Raw genomic sequence first — 12,236 nt, forward strand, 5'->3', positions numbered from 1 at the left:
GGCGGCGCACGGCGGGAGGCCGGGCTGGCTTGGCTAGGATATGGATATGACTTCAGCTATCCGTTCCGCGCGCCGCGCGGATATTCCCAGTGCGTCCTCTACTTTGGCCGAGGCGTTTGCGTTCTACCCCTGGACACGGTGGAGCATTCCAGCCGATCGCTACCTGGAGCGTTTGGAACGCCTTCAAGCCGTCTACCTTTCCCACGCTCTGGAGCATGGAGTCGTCCTGGTCAGCGAGGACCTCGACGGTGTCGCTGCGCTCCTGCCACCAAGTTGTCCAGAGCCTGGCTTGGGCATGCAGGAAGAGATTTCGCAGCTGATGGGCGATCGCTTGGAGATCGCCTACGGAGCCGACCTGCCACAGCGGCCTGAGAACGCGTGGGACTTTGCCACGCTTGGGGTTGCTGGATCCAGCGTTGGACGGGGTCTTGGTTCGGCACTCATCAGCCGGTGCCTGAACCATATTGCCGCGTCGGACTATCCCGAGGTGTCGCTGGAAACATCCAACGAGAGAAACGTCCGCCTATACGAGCGGCACGGTTTCGAGGTATTGCATCGCACCGCGATAGCAGAGGGACCTGTGGTGTACACCATGGGCGCCAACCTTGGATAACCCAATCCTGCAGGCGTCAAGCGGCCCTTCAGGAATCCCTTGGCTCCCGGCCAGCTAGAACACCAGAATGTTCTCGTGGATCCTGGTCCAGCCCACCTCTTCCAAGTCCGAGAAGTCGCTTCCGGCCCGGACCAGCATCATCCTCGTTCCAGGCGCCCTCACCTCGACGATGGCGTCCGCGTCCCCTGCCCCGCCGCATCCGCCAGCTGCGGAGACCTCTCCCTGGGCGAATTTGAACAGGCAAGCCCTTTGCTCATCTGCCGATGCGGCGGCGTAGTAGTCGGCGTTGCCGTGCATGACCAGAAAACGCACGGATTGCATGCCAAGGTTCTCCAACTGGCTCCTATCCCCCGGCCACTGGTCGGTTCCAGCCGGTTCGCGGTCAAGCGCCGGGATGCCGGTTGCGCTGGAACAACCGGCCAAGGCGAGCATTCCAGCAGCCAGCAGCGCACAGAGCGCTTTGCCTCGATTTCCCACGGCAGCCTCCTTGTTTTCCATCTTGTCGATAGCCTAGTTCGCCGGGTGCGCGAAGACTAGGGCAGAGGCCAGCGCTGCCAGCGCACCAGCTGAGAGCAGCGCCCCTTTCAGGCCTCGCCGGCGACAGGGTCCGCAGGCCTCGCGGGGCAGGTTCCACGTTGAGCCAGCGCCAAGGTCCTTTGTAGGATTCCTCCAAAAAATTCACCCTAACACCCTCGTTCTAGGCGATAACTACATATAGTTCCCACAAAAACGATAGGCTCATAGCTGAGAAACCCTATTTTTAAAAGACAAGGTTCATGATGAATCCATTGACGAAGGTGCTTATCGCCAACCGCGGCGAGATTGCAGTGCGTATTATCCGTGCCGCACGCGATGAAGGAATCGAGTCCGTTGCGGTCTATGCCGACTCGGATCGCGATGCCCTGCATGTGCGTCTGGCTGATGAAGCCTACGCGCTGGGCGGGACCACCGCCGCTGAATCGTACCTTCGCATTGAGAAGATCCTGGACGCAGCTGAACGCTCCGGCGCCGACGCGATCCACCCGGGCTACGGCTTCCTCTCGGAGAACGCCGAGTTCGCCCAGGCTGTTATTGACGCGGGCTTGACCTGGATTGGCCCATCGCCAGAGTCCATCGACCAGCTCGGCGACAAGGTCAAGGCCCGCCACATTGCTGAAAAGGTGGGCGCTCCGCTGGTTCCCGGCACCAAGGATCCGGTGGCCTCGGCCGACGAGGTATACGCCTTCGCCGACGAGCACGGACTTCCACTGGCCATCAAGGCTGCCTACGGTGGCGGCGGACGCGGCATCAAGGTGGTCCGCAACCGCGAAGAAATCGGCGAGATGTACGACTCGGCAGTGCGTGAAGCTGTCGCGGCTTTCGGCCGCGGCGAATGCTTCATCGAACGCTTCCTGGATGCACCGCGCCACGTGGAGACCCAGTGCTTGGCCGATATCCACGGCAACGTGGTTGTCGTCTCCACCCGCGACTGCTCGCTGCAGCGCCGCAACCAGAAGCTGGTTGAAGAAGCGCCGGCCCCGTTCTTGAGCGAAGAGCAGACCACCCGGCTGTACGAAGCATCCAAGGCCATCTTGCGCGAAGCGAAGTACAACGGCGCAGGCACCTGCGAATTCCTGGTAGGCCAGGATGGCGTCATTTCCTTCCTCGAGGTCAATACCCGCCTGCAGGTTGAGCACCCGGTCTCCGAGGAAGTCACCGGCCTGGACTTGGTTCGCGAGCAGTTCCGCATCGCCCGCGGCGAAGAACTGGGCTACACCGACCCGGAGATCCGCGGCCACTCCTTCGAGTTCCGCATCAACGGCGAAGATGCCGGCCGCAACTTCATGCCGACCCCGGGCACCATCTCCAAGATGAACCTGCCATCGGGGCCCGGCGTTCGCGTTGACTCGGGCATCGAGCAGGGCGAAAGCGTTTCGGGGAACTTCGACTCGATGATCTCCAAACTGATCGTCACCGGCAGCACCCGTGAAGTGGCTGCGGCTCGTGCCCGCCGTGCGCTGGAAGAATTCCAGATCGAGGGCATGGCTACCGTACTGCCATTCCACCGCGCAGTGATGAGCGACCCTTCGTTCGTTCCGGCCCAGGGGCCATTCAAGGTCCACACCCGCTGGATCGAAACCGAATTCGATACCGCCATCGAGCCCCACCCAATGCCAATGGGCGGCGAGGACGCAGCCGAAGACGAGCGCACCAGCGTGACCGTTGAAGTTGGCGGCAAGCGCCTGGAAGTCACCCTTCCTTCGTCGCTGGGATCGGTATCCTCCAACGGTGCCGAGAAGGCCGCAGGCAAGAAGAAGCGCAAGCCGGGCCGCAAGGCAGCCAGCTCCGCTGGCGCGAACAGCGCAGAACTGCGTTCGCCGATGCAGGGCACCATCGTGAAGGTTGCCGTTGAGAATGGCGAGGCCGTGGCCCAGGGCGATCTGATTGTCGTGCTGGAAGCGATGAAGATGGAGCAGCCGATTACTGCGCACCGTGATGGCGTGGTCAGCGGCTTGGAAGTTGCCCCGGGCGAGACCCTGTCATCGGGCGCCGTCATCGCTTCGATCGAAGAAGCCAAGTAGCACTCGTTTGCAACGACGCAGGGCCTGGACAGATATGTCCAGGCCCTGCGTCGTTCTGCAACTGGAATCTTCTACTCTGGCACCTGTCCATGTTCTGCCCAGTGCGCCATGGATGCCTTCAGGTGATCGGGCATGAGCAGGAACTTCGGTTCAAGCTCTTCCCAGCCAGGCATTTTCGCCTGGCGGCTAGCTGCTTCGTGCGCCGCATCGATATCCTGCTGCGTATCGAGCCCGCCGCCGTTCTCGCCTACCAGGCTCAGGTGGTAGATCCATGTTGAACCATCGGCTTCCACATGCCTGAATGTTGCTTCCAGCGCTGCCCGTTGTGCCGATAAGGATGCTTCGCATTCCTCGTAGCGCGCATTGAGCATGTCCATCCAGGCGCCAAAGTTCTCATCCTGCCCATCCTTGATCCTTGAACGGCTCAGCTCCAGACGCATGCCTTGCGGCACTGAAGCTGGCATCGCAAAGCCGGGAAAGTCCCGAGGCGTGGGATTGTAGGGAACATGCGGTTCTTTTTCGTCCATGACGTGATGCTTCCAGAATCCACTTGTTTTGTCACTGCTATTCGGATGCTAGAAGTTCCAGCTCGCCAGCCAGTGGATACTGAATAAGGAGGCTGGTTCGGGCTACTGCCGCGCTAGCCAGGCGTCGAAGGTTTCGTGGCCCAGCCGGGCGGAACCGCCTGCCAGCAGTCCCCCATCACGCATGGCCTTGCCCATGGGGCCAGGAACAGGCACTTCAACCATCTTTGGAGACCTGCCTTGGGCCTGCAGGTACTTGGCAAACAGGTCGGGAGCGTATTCTTCTTGCGGCCCCGCAAGGTCTTGCACCACGCCCTGCGCCGGCGCCTCAGCAAGATCCACTAGTGCCGCGGCCACTTCGATGCCCGCGATGGGCTGCATCCGCATTTTCGGCGCCATCTGCACCGGACCCGCGCCCAGACGCTTGATATTCTGGCCAATGAATTCGTGGAATTGTGTCGTGCGCAGCAGGGTATAGCCACCGGGAAGCATGTGCAGCATCCGCTCTTGCACGGCTTTGCCCGCGTAATAGCTGGAATCCACTTCGGCCGCTCCGATGATCGAGAGCGCCACGTGGTTCTGCACCCCGGACTCGCGCCCCACGCTGACGAGGTTTGCCGTCGATTGGGTGAAATACCGCATGGATGCAGCAGAGCTGGTGGTGGAAACTCCGGAAACATCGATGACCGATTGGCAGTCAACCAGCCACTGCTTTACCGCGTTGCGGTTCGCCAGGTCGCATCCCATGGACCGTGCGAGGACCACTGGTTCGTGGCCAGCACTCTTGAGTTTTTCGACCACCAGCGTGCCGATAGCGCCGGTGCCTCCGGCAACTGCAATACGCATGAGCATTCCTCTTCGGTATTGGATATTCCGCGTCCCATGCTTCCATGCCGCGCATCAAGTTGTCAGGGGTTGATGGCCCTTTTCAGCTCGTATTCATCCAGGCTGCACGGAAACGGGAAACGGCCCGGCGAATCATCATGGCTTGATGATTCGCCGAGCCGCTCCCTCAGCAAGACTGTCGAACTACTCGACCCACTCTTCCATGTCCATGTCAGAGGTATCGCGCGTCATGAACAGCGCGACCAAGGTCAGTACCGCGCCAAGTGCCAAGTACAGGCCAACGCCGGTGGTGTTGCCCGCACCGGCCTTCCACAGGGCTACAGCCACGAAGGACGCAGGAGCCGCACCGATCACCGAGGACATGTTGTAGGCAACAGCCGAGCCGGTGTAGCGGACATTGGACGGGAACAGTTCAGGCAGATACGCAGCCATTGGACCGAAAGTCAGACCCATCAGGGTGAACCCGATGATCAGCCCGGCCATGGCAGCGCCCTGGCCTGGACCGAAGAACAGGGTCCACGACAGTCCGAAGACGAAGATGCCCGCGGTAACCCAGATCAGGAACTTGCGGCGGCCGAACTTCTCAGCCAACGGGCCCGAAACCACGGTGAAGATGCCGAAGAAGACGACACCGATGATCAGCATGGTCAAGAAGGTCGGGCGTTCAATGCCCAAGCCCGGAACGAAGCCTGCGGCGTCAAAGGTCTTGCCCTTGGCTTCAGCTGCAGCAGTCGCCTGCTCGATGGTAGCTGGCTGGGTGCCGTAGGTCAGGGTGAAGGAGGTCATCAGGTAGAACAGCACATAGGTTGCCAGCATGATGAAGGTACCGGCCAGGGTTGGGCGCCAGTGCTTCTTCATGGTCACCGCGAACGGCGACTTCACTACCTTCTTCTGGTCCAGGACCTTCTTGAAGGACGCGGATTCAACCAGCTTCAGGCGTACCCACAGGCCGATGATCACCATGACTGCCGAGAAGTAGAACGGAACGCGCCAGCCCCATGCCATGAACTGCTCTGCAGTGCAGAAGGTCTGCAGGGCCACGAACATCAGGTTCGCGATGATGAAGCCGATGGGTGCGCCCAGCTGGGGGAAAGTGCCGTATATGGCGCGCTTGTTCTTCGGCGCATTCTCGGTGGCCAGCAGCGCAGCGCCGGACCATTCGCCGCCCAGCGCCAGGCCCTGCGCGAAGCGCAGCAGCACCAGTGCGGTCGGAGCCAAAACGGTCCAGTTGCCCGCGGCCGGCGGCAGGAAGCCGATCAGGAAGGTGGCAATGCCCATCAGCAGCAGTGACGCCACCAGGGTGCCTTTGCGGCCGAGCTTGTCGCCGTAGTGGCCGAAAATGATCGAACCCAGTGGACGAGCCACGAAAGCCACGCCGAAGATCGCGAACGATGAAAGGATCGCGTTGATGGTGGAGGCGTTAGGGAAGAACAAAGCCGGGAAAACGAGAACCGACGCGGTGGCGTAGGCGTAGAAGTCGAAGAATTCGACAGTGGTGCCAATCATGCTGGCAAACAGCACGCGACCGCGGGTGTTTTCCTTCGGCGCCACTGCTTGGTTAGCCTGCGACATGGAGGCTGCTCCTTAGAGTGAAAGTACGAGTCAGATGTTCATTTACGTTGCCATAATCGTAAACCTCGATGACCAGTATTCGGATATTGATGTCCAGCATTTGGACAACAGATGAAATGAAACTGAACTGCAAACAGTAATTCACGGGCCTACTAGCAGGAATATGCGCTTCCATATATTGAGACGTGACCTGAGAAAACAGTTTTTACACTTATATCAGAGTCGGTCGCCAAAGTGAATGGCGTCACAAGAGCTTGTATTACGGCATTAATGGCAAAAGGACGGCACCTCCCTGAATGCAAGGGAAATGCCGCCCTGGAAAAGTTCTTCAGAACCTACCGATGACGGTGCAGGCGACGTGCCGCTTCAGCCAGCGAACCGGACAACGACGGGTAAACGGTGAAGGTTTCAGCCACGTCATCAACATGAAGGCTGTTCTGGACCGCCAGTGCCAGCGAGAAGATCAATTCACTGGCACGCGGAGCAACCACAACACCGCCGATAACGGTGCCCGAGCCCTTGCGGGAAACGATCTTCACGAAGCCCTGGTCCACGTTCATCATCTTGGCGCGAGCGTTGGTGTTCAGGTCAACCTTGATGATATTGGCCTGGTACTTGCCTTCGGCAACCGCACGCTGGGTCACACCCACGGTAGCGATTTCCGGGGAGGTGAAGACGTTGGATGCCACTAGATCCAGGTTCAATGGCTTTACCGAGTCGCCGAGCAGGTGGGCCACGGCGATGCGGCCCTGCATGGCTGCTACCGAAGCCAGGGCGAAGACGCCCGTGCAGTCGCCGGTAGCGTAGATGTTGGTTGCGGTAGTGCGCGAAACGCCATCGACCTTGATGTGGCCCGAGTCGGTCAGCTGCACACCGGCTTCTTCCAGACCCATGTTGGCGGTATTGGGGATGCCGCCCACTGCAACCAGGCAGTGGCTGCCTTCGAGCACGCGACCGTCCGCCAAGGTGACCAGCACCCTGTCGCCCTGGCGCTCCACGCCCTCGGCGCGAGCCTGGGAAACAACGTTGACGCCGTTGTCCTTGAAAGCATCTTCCAGTACGCCAGCTGCGTCTGCATCCTCGCCGGGCAGCACGCGGTCGCGCGAGGAAACCAGCGTGACCTTGGCACCGAGCAAGTTGTACGCCGAAGCGAACTCTGCACCGGTAACGCCGGAGCCTACAACGATCAGGTGCTCAGGCACCTCGTTCATGTTGTAGATCTGGGTCCAGTTGAAGATTCGCTCGCCATCAGGCCTGGCGGTAGGCAGTTCGCGCGGGTGGGCTCCCACGGCAATCAGCATGGCGTCCGCTTCGATTTCCTGCTCGGAACCATCCGGGTGCGATACGGCAACCGTGTGGTCGTCCAGCAAGCGGCCCTCGCCGATCACGATGCGCACGCCAGCGCGTTCGAGGGTGGTGCGGATATCCGAGGACTGCTCCTTGGCAAGGTCCAACAGTCGGTGGTTCACCACCGAGAAGTCGGTGACGGCCGAGTCGAGGCCGTCAACGTGGACTCCAAAGGTCTCTGCGTGCTTCACCCGTCGCACTGCGTCTGCCGTAGCGATCAGGGTCTTGGAGGGCACGACGTCGGTCAGCACCGCTGAACCGCCCATGCCTGCACGCTCCACGACGGTGACATTGGCGCCCAGCTGGGCCGCACCCATGGCAGCTTCGTAGCCGCCAGGTCCTCCGCCGAGAATAACTAAACGGGTTGCTTCATTCCTACGATCTGCGCTCACATTCACTATTGTTCACCATGCACGGTGATTGCGCACATCGAAGCACGATCCCGGAACGTGATTTTGAATCTGAAGCCCTAGTTTCACCTGACAAAGCGCCCCGCTACCGGTAGCGTATTTCCCGTGACTGATATGCAAAATGACCCACAGATCCTGGCGGCACAAGCTGCCCAGGCAATCGCCGAACAGACCGGCGTCGAAAAACACGACATCGCGGTGGTCCTGGGCTCCGGTTGGGGCCAGGCCGCCGAACTCATCGGCGAAACCACCCACACCCTGGATGCCGCCTCCATTCCAGGCTTCCATGCCCCGGCCGTACCCGGGCACAAGGGCAGCATCTCCTCGATCCTGACGTCCACTGGAAAGCGGGTCCTGGTTCTGGGTGCCCGCACCCATTACTACGAGGGGCGCGGCGTGCGCGCGGTAGTCCACCCCATCCGCACCGCGGCAGCTGCCGGCTGCGAGCAGCTGGTGCTCACCAACGGTTGCGGAGGCCTGAATCCGGACTGGACCCCAGGCACCCCGGTAATGATCTCGGACCACATCAACTTGACTGCCGCCTCCCCTTTGGAGGGCGCGACCTTCGTTGACTTGACCGACCTGTACTCCTCGCGCCTGCGCGAAATTGCCCTCGCAGTTGACCCGACCCTGGATCAGGGCGTGTACGCGCAGTTCACCGGACCGCACTACGAAACCCCGGCCGAAGTCCAGTACGCCAAGGTGATCGGTGCTGATTTGGTCGGCATGTCCACCGCACTGGAAGCAATAGCCGCCCGCCATGCAGGCATGGAGATCTTCGGTATTTCCCTGGTGACCAACCTGGCCGCCGGGATCAGCCCGGTGCCGCTGAGCCACGAGGAAGTCATCGAGGCCGGCCAGGCCGCCGGTCCGCGCATCTCCAAGTTGCTGGCACAGATCATCGCGAAGCTCTAAGCCTCGCATTATCGGCGCAAAGAAGCAGTCAGTGTCCTTTGAAGGGAAATCAGTGAATCACACGCAGAAAATCCAGTTGCTTGATGCGGCGGGCCAATGGGCAGCCCAGGATCCCGATCCGCAAACGCAGGAAGAACTTCAATTACTGATCCAGCGCGTCACCGACGGCGACGCGCTGGCCTTCGAGGACATCGCCGACCGCTTCAGCGGCGTCCTGGAATTCGGCACCGCAGGCCTGCGTGCCGAATTGGGCGCCGGCCCGATGCGCATGAACCGTGTGGTGGTCATGCGCACCGCTGCGGGCATCGCCCGTTTCCTGGGCGAAAAGGCCAACGGCGGATATGTCCCGAAGGTCGTCATCGGATTCGATGCCCGTTTCAACTCGGATGCCTTCGCCAAGGATTCAGCCGCCGTCTTCGCCGCTGCCGGTTTTGAGGTGCTGCTGATGCCCTCGGCCTTGCCGACCCCGGTGCTGGCTTGGGCCGTTCGTGAATTCAGCGCGGAAGCCGGCGTCATGGTCACGGCCAGCCACAACCCTCCGCGGGACAACGGCTACAAGGTATACGTGGGCGGCAGGATCACCGATGCGCCGGGCCGCGGGGCTCAGATCGTCTCCCCCATCGATGCGCAGATCGCTTCCTTGATTGACCATGACCAGCCAGTGGCGCAGATCCCGCTGGCACAGTCCGGTTGGGAAGTGCTCCCGGCCCCAGGCGAAGAAGGCGATATCGAGGCAGCCTATCTCGCTTCCATCCACCCGATCATCGAAGCTAACCAGCCGCAGGGCCTGGTGCGCAAGAATCTGCGAATTGTGGTTTCGGCAATGCACGGCGTGGGTGGCCACACCATGCGCCAAGCCCTGCTGAACGCTGGATTCGACGACGTGCACATGGTCGTTGAGCAGGAACACCCCGATCCGCTCTTCCCTACCGTGAAGTTCCCTAACCCCGAGGAGCCAGGGGCCATCGACCTGTCGCTGGAACTGGCCCGCACGGTCGGTGCTGATCTGGTCATTGCCAATGACCCCGATGCCGACCGTTGCGCGGCAGCCATCCTCGACGGCGGCAGCTGGCGGATGCTGCGCGGCGATGAGGTAGGTTGGCTGCTCGGGGACCAGGTCTCCAAGACCTTGCCAGAGGGCAAGAAATTGGCCAATTCCATCGTGTCTTCGCGCATGCTGGCAGCCATCGCCAAGGACGCCGGACGCGAGCACGAAGAAACCTTGACCGGATTCAAGTGGATCTCACGCGTTGAGGACCTGGGCTACGGCTACGAAGAAGCCCTGGGCTATTGCGTAGCCCCGGAACTGGTGCGCGACAAAGACGGGATTTCTGCCGGGATCGTCCTGGCCGATCTGGCTGCGCAGTTGAAGGCCTCGGGCAGCTCTATCCCGGACCGCCTGGATGAACTGGCCGCCAAGCATGGCGTGCACGTCACCGACCAGCTGTCCCTGCGCTTCACCGACTTGGCGCAGATCCCGGTGCTCATGGAAAAGATCCGCAAGAACGCTCCGGCCTCGCTGGGCGGCTCCGAGGTTTCCGAGGTGACCGACCTGTCGAAGGGCACCGAGAAGCTCCCTGCGACCAACGCCATGGTCTTGCATACATTTTCCGGTGCCCGCGTGATCGTTCGGCCCTCGGGAACGGAACCGAAACTCAAGTGCTACTTGGAAACTATTGAGCCGGTCGATGATCTGGCCGAGGTCCCTGAAGCCCGCAAACGCGCTACCGCGCAGGTCTTGGCAATCAAGGATGAATTGGCAGCTTACCTGAATGCCAACTAGGCTTACCCCTTCGAGACCTTCATTTGAAATGATTGAAATCTTTATTGTTAGAGGAAATGATGACTGAACTAAGCGCCCGCGAGATCGCAAGCTACATCGATCACACCCTGTTGGCTCAGAATGCTTCCCGCGAACAAGTTGTGCAGATCTGCGACGAGGCCAAGAAGTACGGCTTCAAGTCGGTCTGCGTCAACCCGTTGTGGGTTTCCACCGTTTCGCGCGAGCTGGAAGGCTCGGACGTACTGACCTGTTCGGTCATCGGTTTCCCGCTGGGTGCCTCGGCCACCGATACCAAGGTATTCGAAACCAAGCACGCAGTTGCAGACGGTGCCAACGAAATCGACATGGTGATCGACGTTGCCGCCGCCCTGCGTGGCGATCGGGATGCCTTGGTCAACGAGATCTTCGCCATTGCGCAGGCCGCGCATGAAGGTGGAGCCATCTTGAAGGTCATCATCGAAACCTGCTTGCTCACCGAGGAAGCCAAGGTCCTGGCCTGCGAGGCCGCAAAGGCCGCTGGCGCTGATTTCGTCAAGACTTCCACCGGCTTCTCCACCGGCGGCGCGACCGTCGAAGACGTCGAGCTGATGCGCAAGACCGTCGGCCCGGAAATGGGTGTCAAGGCCTCGGGCGGCGTTCGCAGTGTTGAAACCGCGCGGGCCATGATTGCGGCCGGTGCGACCCGGCTAGGTTCTAGCTCAGGAGTTGCTATCCTAGAGGGAGAGCAAAGCGGTTCCAGCTACTAGGAAATCGCACCAATCCGTTTTCCCAAGGAGAAAAAGTGTACTCGAACGGCAAGAACACTGCCCATTCCGGTGAAGGCCGCCTTGTCGGCAATATCGTCAACCTCGTGATCTTCTTCGTGATGTTCTCGGCTGGCGTCTACACCTTGGGCTACTGGACCCTTGAGGTTGCTTGGTGGCCGACCCTGGTCAGCTTCGCTCTGATGTTCCTGGCTTTCGCTATCCCGATGCACCTGATGGGTCGCGCGGAAAAGGCTGAGGATCTGGTTGCGGCAGCTAACGCCCACCAGAATTAATTAGAACTTTTCAAGAGAGGGAAACCCGTGTCCGGGTTTCCCTCTCTTGCGTTTAAGCTGCCTTGCCTCGCTTAGACTGGCCCCATGGAATCATGGGATCAGCGCATCGAAGAGTTCTGGAACTCAGCCAATGGCAAACGCCCTGAACAGTTGCGCACCGAACTGGCACTCCTGGTGCAGGGCAAGGATCAGCAGGATCCGCGGGTGCTCTTCGAGGTCGCGTCCCTGCACGACTACCTAGGGGAAGAAGAACAAGCGGTCGGCCCCTACCGGGCGGCACTGGAAGCTGGGCTGGAAGCGCCAAGGCACGATGAAGCGCTGCTCCAGCTAGCCAGCACGCTGCGCAATCTCGGGCAGTACACCCAGTCCATCGAACTGTTGCAGCAGATCACTGCCGATTCACCGATCTTTACCGACGCCCAGGCCTTCCTGGTTCTGGCCCTGCACGATGCCGGGCAATCCACCGAAGCGGTCCAGCTGGCGGTCAGCGCATTAGCGCGCCATGCCTCGCTCTACGCCCGGGCGATCAAGGGCTACGCCGGAGAACCGGCCTCGCCTGCTGCCTCGGGCCAGCGGTAGCAAACGCCGGCCAGCAGCCTGCCGGAAAAGGCATCCTACTGGCCCGC

At 60.9% G+C, this 12,236-nt stretch carries 12 protein-coding genes; 7 read left to right on the top strand and 5 right to left on the bottom strand.

All coding sequences use genetic code 11. The annotated features are described in order from the left end of the window. The first annotated feature begins 46 nt into the window (after nt 1-46). Nucleotides 47-613 carry a GNAT family N-acetyltransferase gene (locus AAZQ98_RS09970; RefSeq protein ID WP_400290185.1) on the top strand — a complete coding sequence of 189 codons (567 nt, stop codon included), beginning with the start codon at nt 47-49 and terminating at the stop codon, nt 611-613. 54 nt (nt 614-667) lie between these two features. Here AAZQ98_RS09970 and AAZQ98_RS09975 read toward each other — a convergent pair whose 3' ends face one another. Beyond that, the gene (locus AAZQ98_RS09975) at nt 668-1,090 is read right to left on the bottom strand and encodes a hypothetical protein (protein WP_434691853.1); all 423 of its coding nucleotides are present in this window, start codon (nt 1,088-1,090) and stop codon (nt 668-670) included. 302 nt (nt 1,091-1,392) lie between these two features. Between AAZQ98_RS09975 and AAZQ98_RS09980 the strand changes: the two genes are divergently transcribed. Continuing rightward, complete coding sequence (locus tag AAZQ98_RS09980; protein WP_332487860.1) at nt 1,393-3,174, top strand: acetyl/propionyl/methylcrotonyl-CoA carboxylase subunit alpha; 1,782 nt, start codon at nt 1,393-1,395, stop codon at nt 3,172-3,174. Nucleotides 3,175-3,245: 71 nt separating this feature from the next. Here AAZQ98_RS09980 and AAZQ98_RS09985 read toward each other — a convergent pair whose 3' ends face one another. The 4 genes from AAZQ98_RS09985 to AAZQ98_RS10000 form a co-directional block, all read right to left on the bottom strand. After that, on the bottom strand, nt 3,246-3,701 hold the full coding sequence (locus AAZQ98_RS09985) for a DUF6176 family protein (RefSeq protein WP_434691855.1): 456 nt from the start codon (nt 3,699-3,701) through the stop codon (nt 3,246-3,248). Between the two features lie 102 nt (nt 3,702-3,803). Next, nucleotides 3,804-4,544: an SDR family oxidoreductase gene (locus AAZQ98_RS09990; RefSeq protein WP_434691858.1), complete on the bottom strand. Its 741-nt coding sequence runs from the start codon at nt 4,542-4,544 to the stop codon at nt 3,804-3,806. Nucleotides 4,545-4,727: 183 nt separating this feature from the next. Further along, nucleotides 4,728-6,116, bottom strand: coding sequence for an MFS transporter (locus tag AAZQ98_RS09995; protein WP_102598219.1), 1,389 nt, complete (start codon nt 6,114-6,116; stop codon nt 4,728-4,730). Nucleotides 6,117-6,451: 335 nt separating this feature from the next. Next, on the bottom strand, nt 6,452-7,861 hold the full coding sequence (locus AAZQ98_RS10000; RefSeq protein WP_332487844.1) for an NAD(P)H-quinone dehydrogenase: 1,410 nt from the start codon (nt 7,859-7,861) through the stop codon (nt 6,452-6,454). Between the two features lie 126 nt (nt 7,862-7,987). On the opposite strand from AAZQ98_RS10000, the gene AAZQ98_RS10005 reads away from it, so the two are divergent. The 5 genes from AAZQ98_RS10005 to AAZQ98_RS10025 all read left to right on the top strand — a co-directional run bounded on the left by AAZQ98_RS10005 (nt 7,988) and on the right by AAZQ98_RS10025 (nt 12,189). Beyond that, nucleotides 7,988-8,788, top strand: coding sequence for a purine-nucleoside phosphorylase (locus AAZQ98_RS10005; protein ID WP_434692149.1), 801 nt, complete (start codon nt 7,988-7,990; stop codon nt 8,786-8,788). Between the two features lie 52 nt (nt 8,789-8,840). Next, entirely contained in the window at nt 8,841-10,571 is a 1,731-nt protein-coding gene (locus tag AAZQ98_RS10010) for a phospho-sugar mutase (protein WP_434691860.1), read from the top strand. Between the two features lie 59 nt (nt 10,572-10,630). After that, a complete protein-coding gene (gene deoC / locus AAZQ98_RS10015) occupies nt 10,631-11,317 on the top strand; it encodes a deoxyribose-phosphate aldolase (protein WP_400290567.1) in 687 nt (228 codons plus the stop codon). Nucleotides 11,318-11,352: 35 nt separating this feature from the next. After that, on the top strand, nt 11,353-11,610 hold the full coding sequence (locus AAZQ98_RS10020; RefSeq protein WP_105657110.1) for a hypothetical protein: 258 nt from the start codon (nt 11,353-11,355) through the stop codon (nt 11,608-11,610). A gap of 84 nt (nt 11,611-11,694) precedes the next feature. Then, nucleotides 11,695-12,189, top strand: a complete 495-nt coding sequence (locus AAZQ98_RS10025; RefSeq protein WP_434691863.1) for a tetratricopeptide repeat protein — start codon at nt 11,695-11,697, stop codon at nt 12,187-12,189. Nucleotides 12,190-12,236: the final 47 nt, after the last annotated feature.

Origin of the sequence: Glutamicibacter sp. Je.9.36 (assembly GCF_051129975.1) — a bacterium.
Classification (GTDB): Bacteria; Actinomycetota; Actinomycetes; order Actinomycetales; family Micrococcaceae; genus Glutamicibacter.

Coding starts and splice junctions, on each gene's coding strand:
- AAZQ98_RS09970 (WP_400290185.1), top strand. CDS start 47: ATGACTTCAGCTATCCGTTCCGCGCGCCGCGCGGATATTCCCAGTGCG.
- AAZQ98_RS10005 (WP_434692149.1), top strand. CDS start 7,988: ATGCAAAATGACCCACAGATCCTGGCGGCACAAGCTGCCCAGGCAATC.
- deoC (WP_400290567.1), top strand. CDS start 10,631: ATGACTGAACTAAGCGCCCGCGAGATCGCAAGCTACATCGATCACACC.
- AAZQ98_RS09995 (WP_102598219.1), bottom strand. CDS start 6,116: ATGTCGCAGGCTAACCAAGCAGTGGCGCCGAAGGAAAACACCCGCGGT.
- AAZQ98_RS10025 (WP_434691863.1), top strand. CDS start 11,695: ATGGAATCATGGGATCAGCGCATCGAAGAGTTCTGGAACTCAGCCAAT.
- AAZQ98_RS09980 (WP_332487860.1), top strand. CDS start 1,393: ATGAATCCATTGACGAAGGTGCTTATCGCCAACCGCGGCGAGATTGCA.
- AAZQ98_RS09985 (WP_434691855.1), bottom strand. CDS start 3,701: ATGGACGAAAAAGAACCGCATGTTCCCTACAATCCCACGCCTCGGGAC.
- AAZQ98_RS09990 (WP_434691858.1), bottom strand. CDS start 4,544: ATGCGTATTGCAGTTGCCGGAGGCACCGGCGCTATCGGCACGCTGGTG.